This is a genomic window from Niveispirillum sp. CC-CTL257, assembly GCF_059489915.1.
In genome coordinates this window covers 333,007-352,940 of the sequence record NZ_JCAJXE010000004.1, presented here as the reverse complement: position 1 = coordinate 352,940, position 19,934 = coordinate 333,007, and the positions used below count along the sequence as shown (strand labels likewise).

21 protein-coding genes are annotated in these 19,934 nt (G+C 62.9%); 15 read left to right on the top strand and 6 right to left on the bottom strand.

Annotation, left to right across the window (positions count from 1 at the left end; translation table 11 throughout):
- Nucleotides 1-5 precede the first annotated feature (5 nt).
- The 3 genes from ABC729_RS22170 to ABC729_RS22160 form a co-directional block, all read right to left on the bottom strand.
- Complete coding sequence (locus ABC729_RS22170) at nt 6-1,694, bottom strand: YjbH domain-containing protein (protein WP_495609783.1); 1,689 nt, start codon at nt 1,692-1,694, stop codon at nt 6-8.
- Between the two features lie 72 nt (nt 1,695-1,766).
- Nucleotides 1,767-3,155 (bottom strand): glutamine synthetase family protein, encoded by a 1,389-nt coding sequence (locus tag ABC729_RS22165; protein WP_495609782.1) that lies wholly within the window; start codon nt 3,153-3,155, stop codon nt 1,767-1,769.
- Nucleotides 3,152-4,528: an aspartate aminotransferase family protein gene (locus ABC729_RS22160; RefSeq protein WP_495609781.1), complete on the bottom strand. Its 1,377-nt coding sequence runs from the start codon at nt 4,526-4,528 to the stop codon at nt 3,152-3,154. The genes ABC729_RS22165 and ABC729_RS22160 overlap by 4 nt, the downstream gene beginning before the upstream one ends.
- 150 nt (nt 4,529-4,678) lie before the next feature.
- Between ABC729_RS22160 and ABC729_RS22155 the strand changes: the two genes are divergently transcribed.
- Nucleotides 4,679-5,863, top strand: a complete 1,185-nt coding sequence (locus ABC729_RS22155; RefSeq protein ID WP_495609780.1) for a glycosyltransferase family 2 protein — start codon at nt 4,679-4,681, stop codon at nt 5,861-5,863.
- Between the two features lie 502 nt (nt 5,864-6,365).
- Here ABC729_RS22155 and ABC729_RS22150 read toward each other — a convergent pair.
- Nucleotides 6,366-6,971 carry a helix-turn-helix domain-containing protein gene (locus ABC729_RS22150; RefSeq protein WP_495609779.1) on the bottom strand — a complete coding sequence of 202 codons (606 nt, stop codon included), beginning with the start codon at nt 6,969-6,971 and terminating at the stop codon, nt 6,366-6,368.
- 240 nt (nt 6,972-7,211) lie between these two features.
- On the opposite strand from ABC729_RS22150, the gene ABC729_RS22145 reads away from it, so the two are divergent.
- The 10 genes from ABC729_RS22145 (at nt 7,212) to ABC729_RS22100 (ending at nt 15,898) form a co-directional block, all read left to right on the top strand.
- The gene (locus ABC729_RS22145; protein WP_495609778.1) at nt 7,212-8,282 is read left to right on the top strand and encodes a TylF/MycF/NovP-related O-methyltransferase; all 1,071 of its coding nucleotides are present in this window, start codon (nt 7,212-7,214) and stop codon (nt 8,280-8,282) included.
- 156 nt (nt 8,283-8,438) lie between these two features.
- On the top strand, nt 8,439-9,938 hold the full coding sequence (locus ABC729_RS22140) for a CoA-acylating methylmalonate-semialdehyde dehydrogenase (protein WP_495609777.1): 1,500 nt from the start codon (nt 8,439-8,441) through the stop codon (nt 9,936-9,938).
- 92 nt (nt 9,939-10,030) lie between these two features.
- Nucleotides 10,031-11,170: an isobutyryl-CoA dehydrogenase gene (locus tag ABC729_RS22135; RefSeq protein WP_495609776.1), complete on the top strand. Its 1,140-nt coding sequence runs from the start codon at nt 10,031-10,033 to the stop codon at nt 11,168-11,170.
- Nucleotides 11,171-11,204: 34 nt separating this feature from the next.
- Nucleotides 11,205-11,408 (top strand): tautomerase family protein, encoded by a 204-nt coding sequence (locus ABC729_RS22130; RefSeq protein WP_495609775.1) that lies wholly within the window; start codon nt 11,205-11,207, stop codon nt 11,406-11,408.
- Nucleotides 11,409-11,436: 28 nt separating this feature from the next.
- A complete protein-coding gene (locus tag ABC729_RS22125; protein WP_495609774.1) occupies nt 11,437-12,219 on the top strand; it encodes an enoyl-CoA hydratase in 783 nt (260 codons plus the stop codon).
- 123 nt (nt 12,220-12,342) lie between these two features.
- Nucleotides 12,343-13,530, top strand: coding sequence for an acetyl-CoA C-acyltransferase family protein (locus ABC729_RS22120; RefSeq protein WP_495609773.1), 1,188 nt, complete (start codon nt 12,343-12,345; stop codon nt 13,528-13,530).
- A 98-nt stretch (nt 13,531-13,628) separates the two neighbouring features.
- On the top strand, nt 13,629-14,207 hold the full coding sequence (locus tag ABC729_RS22115) for a hypothetical protein (protein ID WP_495609772.1): 579 nt from the start codon (nt 13,629-13,631) through the stop codon (nt 14,205-14,207).
- Nucleotides 14,208-14,266: 59 nt separating this feature from the next.
- Nucleotides 14,267-15,181 carry a ribokinase gene (locus ABC729_RS22110; RefSeq protein ID WP_495609771.1) on the top strand — a complete coding sequence of 305 codons (915 nt, stop codon included), beginning with the start codon at nt 14,267-14,269 and terminating at the stop codon, nt 15,179-15,181.
- Nucleotides 15,182-15,248: 67 nt separating this feature from the next.
- On the top strand, nt 15,249-15,653 hold the full coding sequence (locus ABC729_RS22105) for a hypothetical protein (RefSeq protein ID WP_495609770.1): 405 nt from the start codon (nt 15,249-15,251) through the stop codon (nt 15,651-15,653).
- Nucleotides 15,653-15,898, top strand: coding sequence for a hypothetical protein (locus ABC729_RS22100; protein WP_495609769.1), 246 nt, complete (start codon nt 15,653-15,655; stop codon nt 15,896-15,898). The genes ABC729_RS22105 and ABC729_RS22100 overlap by 1 nt, the downstream gene beginning before the upstream one ends.
- Nucleotides 15,899-15,966: 68 nt before the next feature.
- Here ABC729_RS22100 and ABC729_RS22095 read toward each other — a convergent pair whose 3' ends face one another.
- The gene (locus ABC729_RS22095; protein WP_495609768.1) at nt 15,967-16,509 is read right to left on the bottom strand and encodes a PadR family transcriptional regulator; all 543 of its coding nucleotides are present in this window, start codon (nt 16,507-16,509) and stop codon (nt 15,967-15,969) included.
- Nucleotides 16,510-16,597: 88 nt separating this feature from the next.
- A complete protein-coding gene (locus ABC729_RS22090) occupies nt 16,598-17,428 on the bottom strand; it encodes a class I SAM-dependent methyltransferase (RefSeq protein WP_495609767.1) in 831 nt (276 codons plus the stop codon).
- Nucleotides 17,429-17,709: 281 nt separating this feature from the next.
- On the opposite strand from ABC729_RS22090, the gene ABC729_RS22085 reads away from it, so the two are divergent.
- The 4 genes from ABC729_RS22085 to ABC729_RS22070 all read left to right on the top strand — a co-directional run bounded on the left by ABC729_RS22085 (nt 17,710) and on the right by ABC729_RS22070 (nt 19,781).
- Nucleotides 17,710-18,384: a response regulator gene (locus ABC729_RS22085; RefSeq protein ID WP_495609766.1), complete on the top strand. Its 675-nt coding sequence runs from the start codon at nt 17,710-17,712 to the stop codon at nt 18,382-18,384.
- Nucleotides 18,381-18,911 carry a hypothetical protein gene (locus tag ABC729_RS22080; RefSeq protein WP_495609765.1) on the top strand — a complete coding sequence of 177 codons (531 nt, stop codon included), beginning with the start codon at nt 18,381-18,383 and terminating at the stop codon, nt 18,909-18,911. Before ABC729_RS22085 ends, ABC729_RS22080 begins: the two co-directional genes overlap by 4 nt.
- Before the next feature lie 189 nt (nt 18,912-19,100).
- The gene (locus tag ABC729_RS22075; RefSeq protein ID WP_495610181.1) at nt 19,101-19,574 is read left to right on the top strand and encodes a MarR family winged helix-turn-helix transcriptional regulator; all 474 of its coding nucleotides are present in this window, start codon (nt 19,101-19,103) and stop codon (nt 19,572-19,574) included.
- Nucleotides 19,575-19,589: 15 nt separating this feature from the next.
- On the top strand, nt 19,590-19,781 hold the full coding sequence (locus tag ABC729_RS22070; RefSeq protein ID WP_495609764.1) for a DUF6898 family protein: 192 nt from the start codon (nt 19,590-19,592) through the stop codon (nt 19,779-19,781).
- The last annotated feature ends 153 nt before the right edge of the window (nt 19,782-19,934 follow it).

Genomic DNA, 19,934 nt, shown 5'->3' with positions numbered 1-19,934 from the left:
TCACGTCATCGTCGCCTGAACCCCTGGTCCCAGCCCCCCGCCACCCTGGCGTAACCCGCCGCATGGCGCAGGTCCGAAAGGGTCAGCGCCCGGTCCAGCCGCTCGGCATATTCGCGCGCCAGGGGCCGTATTTTCAGCCGCGCCACCGTATCGACATGCTGGCCGAACCCGATCAGCGGCAGGCTCAGCGACAGGCCCAGCCGGCTGGTGCGTGTGGTCGCCGTCACGTCCAGCCCCAGTTCGACCCCCCACCCGAATTGCCGCGTCAGGGTGAAACCCGCCCCCAGATCGCCGCCCAGATAGCGGCCCAGCGACAGCTCGCTGCGGCTGCCGCCGTCCTGCCCCTCCCAGCCGACGCTGACAAAGCCGGTCGTATGTCCGCTGCCGCGATACAGCGTCTCCACGCTGGGTGGGCGTTTCCAGACATGGTGTGCCGCCAGCCCCAGCGACCAGCGCGCCTTCAACGGCTGATACCGCAGTTCCCCGCCCCCTCCGCCATACATCGGGTCCAGATGCCCGGCCTCCGCCAGCAGGTCCAGCGACGGTGTCAGGGCGCGTACATAGGCCATCTGCGCTCGCTCCAGGCTGAACCGGCGATAGAGATACAATGCCGCATCGTCGCGCCCCTTCGATGGCGGATACCAGCGGGGTGGGGGAATGTTGATGGCCGTCGCCGCCCGTCCTTCGCCGGTCAGGATCAGGCCGGGCCAAGGCAGCAGATGCAGCCGCGCCCCCGCCGATGCCCGGCTGGCCCAGGGATAGCCGCGCGGCCCCGGTTCGGCCTCCAGGGTGGCGTCCAGCGTCATTTCCCAATGGTTGGCCAGACTGTCCGGCGTCGCGGCCCGGTCAAACCGTGTGCCCTGGCGGATTTCGGCTGCACTGATGCGGTGGCGTTTCCATTTCTTCAGATCGGGCGCGTAAACCCGTGCCGATACACCGGGCAGACCCAGCCGGTGACCGGCCACCATCACCCTATCCGACGTCGGATGTTGTTCGGCCAGCGCCTCATGCAGGGCGGCCCCCGGCGACATGAACGGCCCGATATCGTTCCAAGCCGCGCCATCGGGGCGGCGCGCTTGCCCGAAATAGGGCTCGGACAGGTTGTCGCCGGCAAATTGCTGCACCACATTCACCAACAGCCCGCGGTCGCGCTGCCAGTTGACACTGACATGGCGGCCGGGCTTGGGGGACCAGCCGATGCCCAGCATCGGCCCATAGACCCCGCCGAACCCCGCCTGGACGTCGATCTCGCCAATAGGGTGGATTTTGACAGGCAGGCGCAGGTTCAGGACCGGTCGTACCTGTCCGTCTCCTGCCCGCCCGACCCCGGCGCTTACCTCCACCCCGCCCGGCTTCCAGCCCAGAAGCAGACTGTCCAGCCGCTCCGTCATGGTCGCCCCATGCCCCTGGCTGTCCAGCACCAGATTGGGCATTAATCCGCGCCCCTCGTGCAGTTCCAGGCTGATATCGGCCTGCGCGCCCCCATCCCCCTGCCGCATCGTCACGGACAGGGGCTTGACGGGCCGCATACCGGCGCTGATCCCCGCCACCTCGTCTTCCGGCGTCTCCAGCCCGACCCAGAATGTCCCCTCCGCCGGCTGAAAGGCACTGGGCTGTCCCGCAATGCCCGGCACCCCCGCCCAACCGGGCAGGGCCAGCAACAGCAGCAAAATCAGAACCGGAAACAGGCGCATGCGGACGGTGCGATGAATAGTGCAGGCACACTATCCACATCGCCGCCACCAACATCAATCAAAAGGCGATGTTCAAACCTGATGAAGATATAAATGGTAGTCTGTGTCGGGAATGGAACCCGCGACACGAAACAGCTCCGCACGTTTTATCGCGATAAAGGATCGGTGCAGGTCCGGTCCCAGCGCGGATTTCATAAAATCCGACCTCTCTGCCTGCGCGATGGCGGCCCGCCAATCGGCGGGCATGGTGCGGGCGAAGGGCGTTTCCTGGGTAAAGCCCTGATATTCCGCCGCCGGTCCCGGATCGATGCCCTGCACCATGCCGTGCCGCATGCCCGCCAGGACGGTGGTCCCCACCATATAGGGGCAGGCATCCACCCCGGCGGGCCGGTGTTCAATGCGCCTCGACGTGACCGGTCCTGCTGGAATCCGTAACGCAACAGACCTGTCATTACTGCCCCATGTGGGCTGGACAGGGGCGTAAAGCCGGGCCACGAACCGGCGCCAGGAATTGGCGTGCGGGGCAAAGGCCAGCATACCGTCGCCCATGGTCGCGGCCAGTCCCCCGATGGCGCGCCGCAACAACGGATTAGGCGCGTTCTCCCCGTCGGTCTCCGCGAACAGGTTCCGCCCCTCGGCGTCGTTCAGCGACACATGCAGATGCATTCCCGATCCGGCCTGCGCCGCGAACGGCTTGGCCATGAAACAGGCCACCATCCCCTGCCGCCGCGCCATGGCCCGCACCAGCCGCTTCAGCATGACCAGATCGTCGGCGGCGCGCAGCAGGTCGCGGCGGTAATGCAGGGTCAGCTCATATTGACCCGGCGCATATTCGGAAATCAGGGTCTCCAACGGCAGGCCCTGCGTCTGCGCCGCCTGATAGACAGGTCCGAAAAACGGCTGCATCCCGTCCAGATCGTCCAAGCCATAGACCTGCACCTGCCCGTGCCGCCGCCCGTCCAGCGCCATGGCCACCGGGCGCGGCCGTCCATCGGCGCCGGGTTCGGCATCAAGCAGATAGAATTCCAGTTCGAACGCCCCGGCCGGATACCGCCCCTCCGCCGCCATGGCATCAATCTGCGCCGCCATGGCGTGGCGCGGGTCGGCCCCGTGGGGGCGTCCATCCAGATGGTAGAGGCTGACCAGAACCTGGGCCCGCAATGGCACCGTCCAGGGCAGCAGGACCAGGGTCCCGGCCAGCGGCCAGGCGCGCAGATCGGCGTCGCCGACCGACCAGACCAACCCCGTTTCCTCCACATCCTCCCCCGTCACATCCAGACCCAGGATGGAGGAGGGAAGGTGACGGCCCTGCTTGTACAGCGCCTCCAATTCATGCCGACGGATGATCTTGCCGCGCCCGATGCCGTTGGCGTCGGTCAGGACGATGTCGACGGCCTCAACATCTGGATGTGCGGCCAGAAAGGCCTGGGCCTCCGCCCATTCGCCGATGCGCATACTCATGCTGCTTTCCCCTGCGCCAGGATGCCAGCCACCTCCGCAAACGCGGCGATCAGCCCGTCTACCTGTTCCGCATTCGTGGCCGGACAGACCAGCATCATATTGTGAAAGGGCGCGATCAAAACGCCCCGGTTCAGCAGCGCCAGATGGATGGCCTGTTCCAGCGGCCCGGCATGCGCCGCCTCCGCCTCCGTCCCGTTGCGCAAGGGGCCGGGCGCACAGATGAATTCCACCCGCGCCCCCACCCGCACCACATGCCAGGGAAGGTCCAGTGCCGCGATCACCGCCGACAGACCGTCGGCCAGCCGTCCGGCCAGCGCCTCCATATGGGCATAGGCCGCATCCGTCATCACCTGCTCCAGAGTGGCGCGCATGCAGGCCAGGGCCAGGGCATTGGCCGAGAGGGTGGTGCCCATGCCTGAATGCCCCGGCGGCGTCGCGGCCCGTACCTCATCCAGCCGGCGCGCGACCTCATCGCTGAAGCCCCAGACACTGGCCGCCACCCCGCCCGCCACTGGTTTGCCCAGCACGAACAGGTCGGGTTCCAGCCCATGGGCGGCGGTATAGCCGCCAGGCCCGGTGGAGATCGTATGCGTCTCATCGATCAGTAGCAGGGTGCCCGTCTCCCGCGTGATCCGCCGCAGCCCCGCATGAAACCCCGGATCGGGCAGGACCATGCAGCAGTTGGTCAGCACCGGTTCGGTGATGACACAGGCCACCTGACCGTCGGCCAGCGCCGCTTCCAGGGCCGGCAGGTCATTGAACTCCACGACCCGCGTACCATCGGTCAGGTCGGTGAACTGGCCCAGAAGACCGGGCCGGTTGACGGGTACACCATCGATCAGGCGCACGAATGTCTCATCCACCGTCCCATGGTAGCAACCATTGAAGACCAAGATTTTGGGGCGACCGGTCACGGCGCGGGCCACGCGTAGGGCAAAACGGTTGGCATCCGTCGCTGTCGTCGCCACCTGCCAGTGCGGCAGACCGAACCGGTGGCGCAGGAGCGCGCCGACGGCCAGCGCATCATCGGTGGGCAACATATAGGTGAGGCCGCGCCCGGCCTGTGCCATCAGGGCCTGACGCACTGGTTCGGGTGAATGACCGAACATCGACCCGGTATCGCCCAGACAGAAATCAGCCAGCACATGCCCGTCACTGTCCGTAAGGGTGGAACCATGTGCGCCGGTGACCAGCATGGGGAACGGCATGGGCCAATCCCGCATCCAATGCATCGGCACGCCCTGATAAAATCCGGGCATACCCTGGCCTATGCGGGCTGCGGCGTCGGGATGGGCTGCGATGAATCGGGCGCGCTCGGTCCCCATCAAAGCTTCGATTGTGGCTGCATCGATGCCGCCCGAACCGCCCGCCATTCACGCTCTCCTGCCGTCGCTGACGGTCAACTGCCGCGGCTGGGACGCGCCGCCGTCAAGGGGCGGGCGGCACCGGTTGTATTTCACGCCGAAAAATCATTGCAAGCCGCTGTATTATAGCGCAGACGGAAAATCATTCGCAGCAGTTTGATGTGGGAGCGTTCTTTGCCTCGTTTTTCCATCCTTGTACCCACGCGTCGTCGTCCTGATACGCTGCGATATACGCTTGAGACTGCTGTGACGCAGCGTTTCCAGGATTACGAACTGGTGGTCGCCAACAACACCGGCGACAAGGCCACTTCGGAGGTTGTCGACCATTTTCGCAGCCAGAATTATCCGATCCGTGAGGTCTGTTCCGACCAGCTATTGTCAATGTCCAACAATTGGGAGATGGGCATCAACGCCTGTACTGGCGAATATGTGACAGTTCTGGGGGATGATGATGCCCTGCTGCCGGAAACCCTTTCCTATGCCAATTATGTCATCCAGGAAACCGGGGTGCGGCTATTGAACTGGCCCACACATGAATATTTTTGGCCTGGCGCCGCCACCGCCAGGTCGCAGAATCATTTAATGTTGCTTCTGGGTGAAGAGAACATTGTGACTCAAAATTCTTATGCAAAACTCGTCTCGATGTATAATTACTCGACACCCTTTAATACATATCCTATGATTTACAATGGGGTTGTACACCGCGATGTTATTACTGCCACTCAACGTCATTGTGGGGCTTATTTTGCCTCCGACAATCCCGACGTCTTCTCTGCGATTGCCAATTTGCATTTCACAAAGGAGTTCATCCGGATTGGCCGCCCGTTGGGTGTGCGCGGGACATCCCGTTACAGCAACGGTAACGCCATGGTTGCTGGTGGGGCGAGACGTGAAGAAGCTATGATGCAGTTCCAGTCAGAGGCTGGGAAGCTCGGGCAGGGCGTGCATCCGCTCGTTTTCGAGTCACCGGTTCTTGATATTCCGGTTGCTGGGACCTTCCTGACCGCCGCTGACTTCTTCTTTCCGGATGATCCTGTATTGCGGATCAACATGCGTCTTCTGATAGAGGTTATCCTCATCAAGGCGGCGCGATCTCCAGACATCTATGATCTGTCAGTTGAACACGTGCATAAACTGGCGCAGATGCACAATATTCCCGCTGACTCCTACGTGGTCCCGCCACGGCCGCCGCCGAAGACCGCATCAATCGCCAGGACCGGCCCTATGTATAACGAGGAGGGGCGCGTAATCGGGCTTGTCATAAACGGCGAACCATGTGGTTTGCGTACAGTCGCTGACGCGGCCCGGATGATCACGGCATCAGTGACACAGCCTTTTATATGATAGATTGGCACCACGCTGCCGCGATTGACCGCCGAGAAGTTATTGAAAGTCTCTTCATTATAGCGCGGACGGAGAAAAATTTTTGGCAGTCAGTTGCGGGAGCGAATATTGTCTCGGTTTTGCATTCTTCTGCCCACGGGGCGCTGTGGGTTTTACTTCGCCTCAGACCATCCAGATGTTTTCTCGGCGATTGCCAATCTACATAGCACCCGCGATTTCATCCGGGTTGGTCGCCCGTTGGCCGTGCGCGGCACCTCCCGCCACTGCATTGGCAATGCCATGGTAGGTGAGAGCAACCGGCGCGAAGAAGCCCTGAAGCTGTTCCAGACTGAGGCCGGAAAGCAGGGGCGGGGGGTGACTGGCCTTGTCATCAATGGCGAACTGTGTGGTTTGCGCACGGTCGCGGATGCAACGCGGCAGATCTCGGCATCCATGCGGTTGCCACTGGTATGATTTCGCATCCGATGCGGCTCTGATCGTCACAACCGCATCGTGCGACGGCTTAGTGCGGAAACCAGATTCCCACGACCTTGTGCAGCTTTTCCACCTCGTCGATGGAAATCTCTACCCGTCGGCGTGACAGGGTCATGCCATAAATCACACCCTCGTCATCCTGGCGCAGATAAAAGGCCAGGGGGCTGAAGTTCAGCCGGTTGATCACCAGATCGCCAACATTGGCAGGCGCATTGGGATTGACCAGCAACGTGGCCCCGATGCCGATGGCCGGCGCGTTTGACAGGTCATGGACCGTCACCCCATAAGCGCCGGCAATGCTGCGCATCTGCGGCGGACGGGGGATGGTGCCGGCGTTCTTCGCCTCTACCCCGTCGCGCCCCAGCTCGCGTCCCTCGTAAAGCGGCAATTCAGTGTCCGCCTTGTTCTCGCTCAACATCGTGCGCAGGGGGCTGGCCGGCGACAGCATTTCCGTCGGGCCGACGCCAAAAATTTTCGCCAGACGAATGACATGGTCGGGCCGGAACGGGCGGACACCGTTCTCCAGCTTGGATATCTCGCTTTTCGACAACCCGGCGGAGGCGGCCAACGCCGCCAGACTCATGCCCCGCGAGGTGCGCATCATACGCAGATGCACGCCGTCATGATGTTGCACTTGTGATGTCTCCCCTGACAGACTTCAAAGGAAACATACAGCAGCATTGTCGCCCGGAAAGGTCGCAGGACTAGTCCAAACGGATAGGTTGGTTTTTACGAAAGTTGGATTTTGTGGGTCACGAAGGCGGCCGGTGATGCCGCTTGCATCGCCGGGGCCGCCACGCCACAATCCGGTCCGGTTAACCAGGGTTGCAATGACCTGGCCCATGATCGCCTTCAATAAGGACCGGGAACGGAAATGGACGCTGCTGATCTTGTTCAGAAATTCAATCAGGGCGTGGCTCTCCATACCCAGGGGCAATTGGAACAGGCGCTCGCCATTTATGAAGGGGTTTTGCAACTATACCCGCAATTGGCGATGGCGCAGCATCATGCTGGTATGATCCACTGGGACCTTGGCGACAAGACGCTTGCATTGGATATGCTGCGCAAGGCGGTGGCACTTGAGCCGCAGAGCAGCTCCTATCGCCATTCTTTGCTTCTGCGCCTGATGCAGTCGGAAAAGCCGTTTGAGGCGACGCAGGTGCTGGAGGCGGGTGCTGCCCTGCATGGCTTCGTCGGCCGTCCCCAGGTGGAATGGAGCATGACGCTGTCGGCAGAACGGCAGAAGCTGCTGCAAGGGCAGGTGCTGCCGCTGCCCGATGTCGAGGACCCGGAATTCTACGCTATCCTCTCCCAGTGCTGGCCCTATTCGATGTCCAGCGTCTATGGCATGGTCGATGCGTTTTACTCGCTTTATGAGACGGTCCGGTACATCACGAAGTATAAGATACCGGGCGATATCGTGGAATGCGGCGTCTATGCCGGCGGCATGACGCTGCTGGCGGCCCTGACCCTGCTGCATATGGGCGATACCAGCCGCGATATCTATCTCTATGACACTTACGAAGGCATGCCCCCGCCCACGCCGGAAGATGGTGCCGAGGTGCAGGCCGCTTATGAGCGCAACACCGCTGGCGGCCAGGCCTGGGCACCGAAGAGCCTGGAAGAGGTGACGGCGGTTCTCTACGCCTCTGGCTACCCGCGCGAAAAACTGCATTTCGTTAAGGGGATGGTGGAAGATACGATCCCCGCCGTCGCTCCGGAGCGGATCAGCATCCTGCGCATCGATACTGATTTCTACAGTTCTGTCGGCCATGTGCTGCGGGAATTCTATCCGCGGCTCAGCAGCGGTGGCAGCTTGATCCTGGATGATTATGGCTATATGCCCGGCGCCCGTCAGGCGACGGATGAGTATTTTGCGGGCGTTGACCGCCCCATCCTGTTCAACCGTATCAACCTGCAGGTACGGGCGGGCGTAAAGCCCTGAGGTCTCGGTTCCTGTCGGGATCGCGGTTTATCTCCGCGTCCCTGACAGGAACCACCCCTATGTGGTTTGGCGCACATCCATTTGCGCCAAACCGCGCCTTGTCGTGCGCACGGCCCCGTGCCACCTTCCTTGCCAATAAGCCTGAGGGAGGATCACTTGGTCGAGAAGCTGTACCATTTCATCGGCGGCACCCGTGTCGAGGGCAAGTCTGGTCGTTTCGCCCCCATCTTCACCCCCATGACGGGTGAGATCTCGGCCGAGGTGCCGCTGGCCAGTACGGTGGAGCTGGCTGAAGCCGTCGCCAATGCCAAGGCCGCACAGCCCGCCTGGGCCGCGACCAACCCGCAGAAGCGGGCCCGCGTTCTGATGAAGTTCCTGGAGCTGCTGGCCCGCGATTTTGAGAAGATCGCGCTGAAGCTGGCGCTGGAACATGGCAAGACCCTGCCCGACGCACGCGGCGACATTCAGCGCGGCCTGGAGGTGGTGGAATTCGCAATCGGCGTCCCTCACCTGCTGAAGGGTGAGTACACGGAGGGTGCCGGCCCCGGCATCGACATGTATTCGATGCGCCAGCCGCTGGGCGTTGTGGCCGGCATCACGCCGTTCAACTTCCCCGCCATGATCCCCATGTGGAAATTCGCCCCGGCCATCGCCTGCGGCAATGCCTTCATCCTGAAGCCGTCGGAACGCGACCCCTCGGTGCCGCTGATGCTGGCGGAGCTGATGTATGAGGCGGGCCTGCCCAAGGGCATCTTGAATGTCGTCAATGGTGACAAGGAAGTGGTCGATGCCATCCTCGACCATCCCGATATCAAGGCCATTGGCTTTGTCGGCTCCACCCCCATCGGTGAATATATCTACACCCGTGGCACGGCCAATGGTAAGCGCGTGCAGGCCTTTGGCGGTGCCAAGAACCACGCCCTGATCATGCCTGATGCCGACCTGGACATGGTGGCCGACGCCCTGATCGGTGCCGGTTATGGGTCCGCTGGTGAACGCTGCATGGCCATTTCCGTGGCGGTGCCGGTGGGTGAGAAGACGGCGGACGCCCTGGTCGAACGGCTGGCCCCGCGTGTGCGCACCCTGCGCGTCGGTCCCTCCACCGATGAAAAGGCCGATTTTGGTCCCGTCATCACCCGCCAGCATATGGAGAAGGTGAAGTCCTACGTCGATATCGGCGTGCAGGAAGGGGCAGAACTGGTGGTTGATGGCCGTGAGGTGAACCTGCAGGGCTATGAAGGCGGCTACTATGTCGGCGGCGTCCTGTTTGACCGTGTGACCACCAACATGCGGATCTACAAGGAAGAGATTTTCGGACCCGTCCTCTCCGTTGTCCGCGCGCCGGATTACGAGACGGCCCTGTCGCTGCCCACCGACCATGAATATGGCAATGGCGTCGCCATCTTCACGCGTGACGGCGACACCGCCCGCGACTTCGCGGCACGGGTTGATGTCGGCATGGTCGGCATCAATGTGCCCATCCCGGTGCCGCTGGCCTATTACACCTTCGGCGGCTGGAAGCGGTCGGGCTTCGGTGACCTGAACCAGCATGGGCCGGACAGCATCCGCTTCTACACCAAGACCAAGACGGTGACGTCGCGCTGGCCGTCGGGCATCCGCTCCGGCGCGTCCTTCGTCATCCCGACCATGGGTTGATGGCCGCCTTTGCGCTGATCGGGCGGCCCCGGCATCATTGTCCGGGGCCGCCGCCATTGGCCCGTCTTTCATTCCAAGAACAGGATCGCCCGATGGATTTCGATCTTTCCGAGGATCAACGCGCCATCCAGGATCTGGCCCGGGGCTTCGCGGCCGAACATATGGCCCCGTTCGCCGGTGAATGGGACGAACACCATATTTTCCCTGTCGACACACTGCGCAAGGCGGCGGAACTGGGTTTCGCCGGCATCTATTGCTCGGAAGCGTCCGGCGGCACGGGCCTTGGCCGGCTGGACGCCTCGATCCTGTTTGAGGAATTGTCGGCGGCCTGTCCCTCTACGGCGGCCTATATCTCCATCCACAACATGGCCGCCTGGATGATCGACACGTTCGGCGATGCTGATCAGAAGTCCAGATGGCTGCCCGACCTGTTCTCCATGGCGAAGTTCGCCAGCTATTGCCTGACCGAACCCGGCTCCGGTTCTGATGCCGCCAGTCTGCGCACCAAGGCGGAGCGGGATGGCGACCATTACATCCTGAATGGCTCCAAGGCCTTCATCTCCGGCGGCGGGGCATCCGACATCTATGTCGTGATGGTGCGCACCGGCGGGCCGGGGCCGAAGGGCATTTCCTGTCTGGTGGTGGAAAAGGGCACGCCCGGTCTGTCTTTCGGCAAGCAGGAAAAGAAGATGGGCTGGAACAGCCAGCCCACGTCCCAGGTCATCTTTGAGGATTGCCGCGTCCCCGTCGCCAACCGTCTGGGTGCCGAAGGCGATGGCTTCAAGATCGCCATGAAGGGCCTGGATGGCGGCCGCCTCAATATCGCCTCCTGCTCCCTCGGCGGTGCCCGCGCCTGCCTTGAAGCTGCGAAAGCGCATATGGAGGTGCGGCAGCAGTTCGGGAAAAAGCTGAACGAGTTCCAGGCCTTGCAGTTCAAGTTCGCGGACATGGCGACGGAGCTGGAGGCTGCCCGCCTCATGGTCCATCGGGGTGCTGCGGCATTGGATGCCGGACACCCGGACGCCACGCTTTACTGCGCCATGGCCAAGCGCTTTGCCACCGATGCCGGATTTGCCGTCGCCAATGATGCGCTGCAACTTCACGGCGGCTATGGTTACATCCGCGAATATCCGGTGGAACGCATCTTACGCGACCTGCGCGTCCACCAGATCCTGGAAGGCACCAACGAGATCATGCGCGTGATCATCGCCCGCCGCCTGCTGGGTGGATGATGACGTGACACCCATAACGACGGAAGATGGTTAAATGCCCTATGTGAACCTACAGATTACAAAGGGTGCCAGCCGCGCTCAGAAAGAACAGATCGTGCGCGAATTTACGGCTACCCTTGTCAATGTTCTAGGGAAGCGGCCAGAACACACCCATATCGTTATCCAGGAAATCGCCGACGAAGATTGGGGGTTCGCAGGTATGCTGACAGATGACTACCGTCGAACTCAGCAAGGTTGATGAACGGATCAAAGAAGCGGGAAGGCAAATGACCGAGAGCTACGAAAACATCCTGGTGGAGACCAAGGGCGCCGTCGGCATCATCCGGCTGAACCGGCCCAAGGCGCTGAACGCCCTGTCCGACGGTCTGGTGACCGACATGGAAAAGGCCCTGAACGCCTTCGAGGATGATGGGGCGATCAGCGTCATCGTCGTCACCGGGTCGGAAAAGGCCTTCGCGGCGGGGGCGGACATCAAGGAGATGATGAGTTTCTCCTACATGGACGCCTATCTGAACGATTTCATCACCAAGAAGTGGGGCCGTCTGGCCACCTGCCGCAAGCCGACCATCGCCGCCGTCGCCGGCTATGCTCTGGGTGGCGGGTGTGAGCTGGCGATGATGGCCGATTTCATCATTGCCGCCGACAATGCCAAATTCGGTCAACCGGAAATCACCATCGGCACCATCCCCGGTGCGGGCGGGACCCAGCGCCTGACCCGCGCCATCGGCAAGGCCAAGGCCATGGAAATGTGCCTGACCGGCCGCATGATGGACGCGGCGGAGGCGGAGCGGTCGGGTCTGGTGGCCCGTGTCGTGCCCGTGGCCGACCTGATGGACGAGGTGATGAAGACGGCAGAAAAAATCGCTTCCATGTCGCGCCCTGCCGCCATGATGGCGAAGGAAGCCGTCAACCGCAGCTTCGAAGCCACCCTGACGGAGGGTCTGCTGTTCGAACGCCGCGTCTTCCACAGCACCTTCGCGCTGGCCGATCAGAAGGAAGGCATGGCTGCCTTCGCCGAAAAGCGCCCGCCCAACTTCACGGGCAAGTAAGGGGTTGCAGCAAGGGCGGGACGGCGAGAGCTTTCCCGCTCTTTGTTTTTGTAACGGTTGCAAGGTCACTACCGACGTCTTATTTATTGCGACGCAAAATAAATGAAATCGGAGGGTCCCCCTGTGAGCGCGTTGAATGAAGTGGTCATCGTTGCCGGCACCCGCACCGCGATCGGCGGCTTCGGCGGCAGCCTGAAGGATCATAGCCCGGCTGATCTGGGCACCCTGGTCATCAAGGAAGCGGTATCCCGCGCCGGCATTACGCCCGCCGATGTGCAGCATGTGGTGCTGGGGCAGGTGATCCCCAGCGGCCCGCAGGATGCCTATCTGGCGCGCGTCGCGGCGGTCAATGCCGGCGTGCCGGTGCAGACCCCGGCCCTGACCTTGAACCGGCTCTGCGGGTCGGGCGTTCAGGCCATCATCTCCGCCGCCCAGATGATCACGCTGGGTGAATGCAATGTCGCCGTCGCGGGCGGCGCGGAGAGCATGAGCCGGTCGCCGCACATCATGCCCTCGGTCCGCTGGGGCCAGCGCATGGGCGATGCCGCCGTGGTTGACGCGCTGGTCACGGCCCTGACCGACCCGTTCCACAAGATCCATATGGGCATCACGGCGGAAAATATCGCCGCCCGCCATGATATCGACCGCGCGACCCAGGATGCGCTGGCCCTGGAAAGCCACCACCGCGCCGCCCGCGCCACCGCCGAGGGTCGGTTCAAGTCGCAGATCCTGCCCGTGGAAGTGAAGGTCAAGGGCGGCACCAAGCTGTTCGACACGGACGAGCATTTCCGCCCCGACGCGACCGAGGCGGACTTCGCCAAGCTGAAGCCCGTGTTCAAGAAGGACGGCTCCGTCACCGCCGGCAACGCATCCGGCGTCAATGATGGTGCCGCCGCCGTCGTGCTGATGTCCGCCGCTGAGGCCGCCAAGCGTGGGGCCAAGCCGTTGGCCCGTATCGTCAGCTGGGGCCATGCCGGGGTGGAGCCGGAAGTGATGGGCCTGGGTCCCGTCCATGCCGTGCCGATCGCCCTGGAACGCGCGGGCCTGACCGTCGCCGACATGGACGTGATCGAAAGCAATGAGGCTTTCGCGGCGCAGGCCTGTGCCGTGTCCAAGCTGCTGGGCTTCCCCGCTGACAAGGTGAACCCCAACGGTTCCGGCGTCTCGCTGGGCCACCCCGTCGGTGCCACCGGCGCCATCATCACCGTCAAGGCCCTGTATGAGCTGGAACGTATCGATGGCCGTTATGGCCTGATCACCATGTGCATCGGTGGCGGCCAGGGCATCGCCATGGTCATCGAACGGCTGTAATCGGGATCATCCGTCGGTTAAGATTGGCCCACCTCGCTAAATGGCGGGGTGGGCCGTTTCGTTTCGGCCCCACAATAATCAAGATAAAGGTTGGGTCCATGCGCATCCGTAGTACTCTGGCGTCGCTTTCCCTGCTGCTGTCCCTGCCCGTCGCCGCCGCCCCGGCGGATGATTTCCTGGCCGCGCTGCAGCCCCATTGCGGCAAGGCGTTTGAGGGCACCATCACCCTGAATGAGGGTGGGGCCGCCAATGACCCGTTCGTGGGCAAGCGGCTGGTCATGCATGTGCGCGACTGCAAGGCGGGGGAGGTGCGTATTCCCCTGCATGTGGGGGAGGATCGGTCGCGCACCTGGATCGTCACCCGCACCGCCACGGGCCTGCGCCTGAAGCATGATCACCGCCATGCCGACGGGACGGAGGATAAGCTGACCCAGTATGGCGGCGATACCGTCGCCCCCGGCACCGCCACGCGCCAGGATTTCCCCGCCGACACCTTCTCCAAGACCCTGTTCGCCGACAATAAGCTGCCGCCCGGCGCGCAGCAGAATGTCTGGGCCTTGGAGCAGGGGCAGGGAACCTTCACCTATGAACTGTCCCGCCCCGGTCGGGTGGTGCGCATGGTCTTTGACCTGACCAAGCTGGTCCCCGCGCCGCCGGCCCCCTGGGGGCATGAGTGAGGCTTCCACACCGTCCCCGGACGCGCTAGGAAGGATCGTTCAACCAAGAGGGAAAACCCATGGCCCAGGTCACCGTCATCGGCTCCATCAATTACGATATCCTGTCCACCATGAACCGCGCGCCTCGGGCGGGGGAGACGGTGAATGGCGACACGGTACAGCTGATGCCCGGTGGCAAGGGCCTGAACCAGGCGGTCGCGGCGCGTCAGCAGGGCGTGCCCGTCTCCTTCGTGGGCAAGGTCGGGCAGGATATGTTCGGTGACCGTATCCTGTCCTTCTTTGCCGAGAAGGGCATCGACGCGACCCATGTCGGGCGCTCCGCCGACGAGGCGACGGGATCGGCCCTGATCCTGGTGGATGCCACGGCGGAAAACCGCATCGTCGTCATCCCCGCCGCCAACCGGCAGATCGTGCCCGCTGACGCCGATGGCCTGGACATCTCGCCCGGCGACATTCTGGTCAGCCAGTTCGAGGTGCCGCGCGCCACCATCGCCGCCTTGTTCGCCCGTGGTCGGGCCGCCGGTGCCCGCACCCTGCTGAACGCCGCCCCGGCGCTGGATGACGCGCCCGACAGCCTGTGGACCGACACCGACATCCTGGTGGTGAACGAGACGGAACTGGGCCATTTCGCGGGCGTGGAACTGTCGGGCGATGCGCCCGTGGCCACTATCGCTGCCACGGCCCGCCGCCTGCTGCGTCGCCCGGATCAGGTGGTCATCGCCACCCTGGGTGTGCGCGGGGCGCTGGCCGTGACGGCGCAGGACGAAACCCTGGTCCCGGGGCGCAAGGTTGTGGCCGTGGACACGACCGGGGCTGGCGATTGCTTCGTGGGCAGCCTGTCGGCCCGGCTGGCGGCGGGCGATGATCTGGCGACGGCCATGCGCTACGCCAATGTCGCCGCCTCCATCGCCTGCACGCGCATCGGCACCGGCACCGCCATGCCACAGGCAGCAGAGGTCCTGGCCGCCCTTTGATTTTGCTTGGGGATGACGGGTGGGCTTCGCTACTCTGTCGGCGTGAGACATCCAGGAGGACCGGGCCATGAGCGACACCTATGTCACGCTCAAGATCCGTGAGGCGTTGAAGGCCGCACAGGGCAGCCGCAGTCAGGCGCAGCGTGTGCTGATCGCCTGGGCGCTGGATGATGAGCAATTGCTGCGCGGCCTGTGCAAGCCGTTTCTGAAGGCCATTGCCGGCAGTGCCGTGGACCGCGTGGCCCGTGGCGGTTCCATCACCACGGCGGCGCCGGCCCCCGGTCAGGGCGTGGTGCGCGCCGCACGCCCCTCTTCAGGCCCGAAAAAACTGTCGCCGCAGATGATGGATGCCATCATTGCCCGTATGGGCACGGGCGGGGGTGGGGCGTCGGCCCCGCCCGACGACGGGCAGGAACAGGCCGATAATCTGAAGGCACTGGCCGCCGCCTTCACCCAGCGCAAGAAGCCGTGATGCGCGTCGCGTCGGTGGCCCTTCTGCTTGCCCTGTGTCAGCTCTCCGCCCTGCCGGCCCAGGCGCAGCAGGCAGAGGCGCGGGAGGCGGCGCAATCCGCGAACTGCAAGCCCACCAAGCTGGAAGTGTTGAAACAGGTCACGGGCCGGCTCGGCGAAACCCTATATAAGGTCACCTGCGCCACGCCCAAGGACGGTTTCGTCCTGATCCAATGCCGCGATCGCACCTGCGCCGTGATGCGGTAATTGGTGATCACACGGGACTGACCACCGGTCAGGGCGGCCCTCCGGTCAGCCCCGATCGGTGCCCTTCGTCACGCCACCTGGCTTTCCATCAGGGCGGCGGCCACCAGTTCATGCCGGTGTTCCTCCAGATAGGATGCCACCGCGCGGTAGATGGCCAGACCCATGCCCTCGACGAATCGTTCGCCGGGTGTACGGTGGGCCGTGCTGCCCTCCACTTCCAGGGTGGCGATCATATGGCGGTAATCGCTGATCCGGTCGCCGATGATCCGGTCCAGATGGCGCGGCGGCAGCAGATGCCCGAAGCTCAGGATGAACATCAGGTCGGAACGCAGCTTGTCCGCCGACGGCGTCTTGATCAGCGACTGATACAGCGCATGCCGCCCGGCAGGTGTGATGCGGTACAGCTTCTTGTCGGGCCGCCCGTCGCCATTATGCGGCAGCATCACGATATGGCCGTCATCCAGCAGCCGTTTCAGCGCCGGATAGATCGACCCGAAGCCCGCGTCACTGAAATGGCTCAGCGGGCCTTCTTCGAATTCCTTGCGAATTTCATAGCCGGAAGCATCGCCACGGCTCAACACACCAAGGCATAAGGTCTTAACATCAATCATCACACACCCGTCTGACAGTACCGGCACGATAGGGATTACCGGCCCATAGTCAAGGGATGCATCGGATCGATATATAACATTCCGTTAATCATGTTTCCAAGCGCAGCAGATGCACCTCCATCCGCACGGCAAACCGGCCCTGCTCATCGGCCCCTGTGGCAAAGTCGGCGGCGATCCGTTCATGCAGGGTGGCGCGCTGGTCCGGCGTCATCGGACGGACCAGTGGACTGAACGCCATTTCCAGCGTGGGCAGCCAGAATGGATGTTCCACCTTGGCCGGATTGGTCAATGTTAATGTCTCCACGCGGGCATGGCAGAAACCGGCCTTGTCGGCCAGGGACAGCAGGTTTCCCGGATCGGCGAAACGGAAAAGCGGGGAAAGCAGGGCGTCCGCCCGTTCCCCATGGTCCGCTGTCAGAATGCGTCCCAGTCGGTCAAACAGGCTGTTGCCGCTGCGCTGGCCCCACACGGCCAGGGCGGCGGCCCCGCCGGGGCGCAGAACGCGGCGCATCTCCGTCAACGCTGCCATCAGGTCGGGCACGAACATCAGGCCGAACCGGCACAGGACGCGGTCGAATCCGCCATCGGCAAAGGGCAGGGCCGTCATGTCGGCAGCCACGGGGCAGGGCGGATGCGGATGGCCCGCCGCGCGCCGCCCGAGTCCCGTCAGCATGGCCGGCACCAGATCACTTGCCACCACCAGGCCGCTGGGGCCCAGACGCTGTGCCTGGGTCAGGGATGGCTCGCCCACCCCGGCGGCCAGATCCAGTACCCGCGCGCCCGCCGGCGCATCACCAAGGTCCAGAAGCGGCTGGTTGATCCGGTCGGCGGGATTGGCCATGCCATCGGCCCAATGATCCCAAGCATTGGCGCTTTCGGTCCAACGCCGACTTTCAACTATCGCGACAGTTTCGCTCATGCTGTCCTTTCCCAGACCTGTTCACTGCTTGTTTAATCTTTTGTTTACGCCAATCGTTTTTATTGGAAACCCACATCGCTTCATAGGGTAGCATGGTTACCAGCGCATGGGTCATCATGTTAACACTATATAAATATCAACCTGATTAAATGCCGCCGCACTGGGGAACGCTGAACTTATGCTTTGGGTGATAGTCTCAGTGCTTGCTTTCGCTGTCGGTATGACGATAGCTGTAACGGCAGACCCCGCTCGGGGCGGCCTTGCGCGGAACGCCTGAACCGATGTCGAAACCTCCTTCCAGCGGCAAATTTTATCGGTTTGATGGTCTGTCCGTGTTGGTCGCGGACGACAACCGTTTCGTGCGCTCCATCATGGTGACGATCTTTAAGGCGCTGGGGATCGGCAAGGTTCTGCAGGCCGATAACGGGGAGGAGGCGATGGCCATCCTCGACGTTGCGGCGCAGATGGATAGTGTGGCCGGTCGCGACGTTGATATCATTTTTGCTGACCACCTGATGGAACCGATGGATGGCGTCGGCCTGCTGAAATGGGTGCGGGAGCATGAAAGCGACAAGATCCGTTTCCTGCCCTTCGTGATGATGAGCGGTGAAGCCGATGAAGCGGCGGTGCGTCTGGCCCGCGACAGCGGCGTGACCGAATATCTGGCAAAGCCGATGTCGGTGATCAATGTCGCTTCCCGTCTGCTGGCCATCATCGACAAACCGCGCGCCTTTGTACGGGCGCCGAACTATTTCGGCCCCGACCGCCGGCGTCAGACTTTGCCCCATGACGGCTCGGATCGTCGCCTGATGAGCCCGGAGGATGTGCGGGTTGTTGATGAAGGCGCGCACATGGTTATCGACAGCCAGGGTGGTTCTGTGGAGAATCCCCCTGAGAATGTCGAAGGGGGGACTGATGCCTCGGCGGTGGCCGAGGCTCAGCGGGCAAGCGCATGAATGACAACCTGAAACCCGACGCCCGCGTACCGGCGGTCGAGATCATCAAGCGGCCGAACAAGCTGCGGGAGAAGGTGGGCGGTTCCGCCGATGGCAAGCCGGGTATGATCGACCCGGCCGCCCTGGCACGCGCCAGCACCCATGTCGCCCGCATGTCCGACGCCCATATCGCCCAGACGCGGGTCGATCTCACCGAATTGCAGGATGCCTATCGCCGCGCCATGACGGATGTGGATAACCGCCCGGCCCATCTGAAGCGTGTGATCAAGGTCAGCGACGGCATCATGACGCTGGGCAAGACCTTCGGCTATGATCTGCTGTCGGATTTTGCCAATTCGCTGAACCATTTCCTGGTGCCCATCCCCAACCCCAGCGTGGCGCAGCTGGCCGTCGTCGGCCTGCATATCGACGCCATGCATGTGCTGGTGCGCGATGACATCAAGGGCGATGGCGGTCAGATCGGACAGGCTTTGTCCGTGTCCTTGAACATGGCGCGGGCCAAGCTGGGGGCAAAGCGCGGGGCCTGAGGGGCGTTTCCCTTGTCCGGTCACGGGGTGGTTCTGGCGTTTTGTTTCACAACTTGGTTATTTTATGCCCTGCTGCCCCGAAGGGAGTATGGTTTTTGACTAGGCAGACGCCCGGTTCGTGATAAAAGGCGGTCGTTATCGCCGGTGAAGTTTCACGCACGCGGGCGCATGGGACAAAGGGAGATGGCATTGCGGCAACCCTATTACGACAGCATCCTGCTTATCGAACGGCTGCATCGCCATTTCCTGGAAGTGCTGAAGATTGAGCTGGATCGTCTGGGCATGCAGGACATCAACAATGTCCAAAGCCTGATTCTCTACAATATTGGTGATGACGAGTTGACCGTCGGTGAATTGACGGCACGGGGCTATTATCTGGGCTCCAACGTTTCCTATAATGTGAAGAAGATGCATGAGAACGGGTACCTGACCCAGGAACGCTCAACGCATGACCGCCGCTCCGTCCGTGTTCGTCTGTCGGACAAGGGGCTGAAGCTGCGTGACCGGGTCTCCGAACTTTTCTCCCGTCAGGTTGACGCGCTGGACAAGTCCGGCTTGTCGGCGGATGAGCTGGCCCGCGCGAATGAGACGATGCGCACGCTCGAACGGTTCTGGACTTCATCCCTGTCCTACGGCGCCTATGCGCCGTCGGGGCCGCTCTGATCGCGGGGTGGGCCCATGCCGCGGCCGCCCCTGAATGAAAAGGATGTGCTGATCGAATTCCATCCGGTCGGCAACATCGTGCGGGTCAGTGCCATTGACCCCGTGACCAATACCGAAATCATCATTCAGGGCCCGGCCAGCGCCGGTAAGACGGTACTGGCGCGCAATGCCCTGGCCAAACTGAACTATGTCTTGCGCAAGGGCTAGAGCTGTTTCCGGTCAACCGAAAACAGCTCCGGCGGCGACTGCCGCCGCGCCGCACGCGCGGCGCAAGCCAAGCTGCGGATGCAGCGCCGGCGAGTGAGGAAAACGAAAGCCTGGAGCGTGTTTCCAGTCAACGGAAACACGCTCCATACCTGA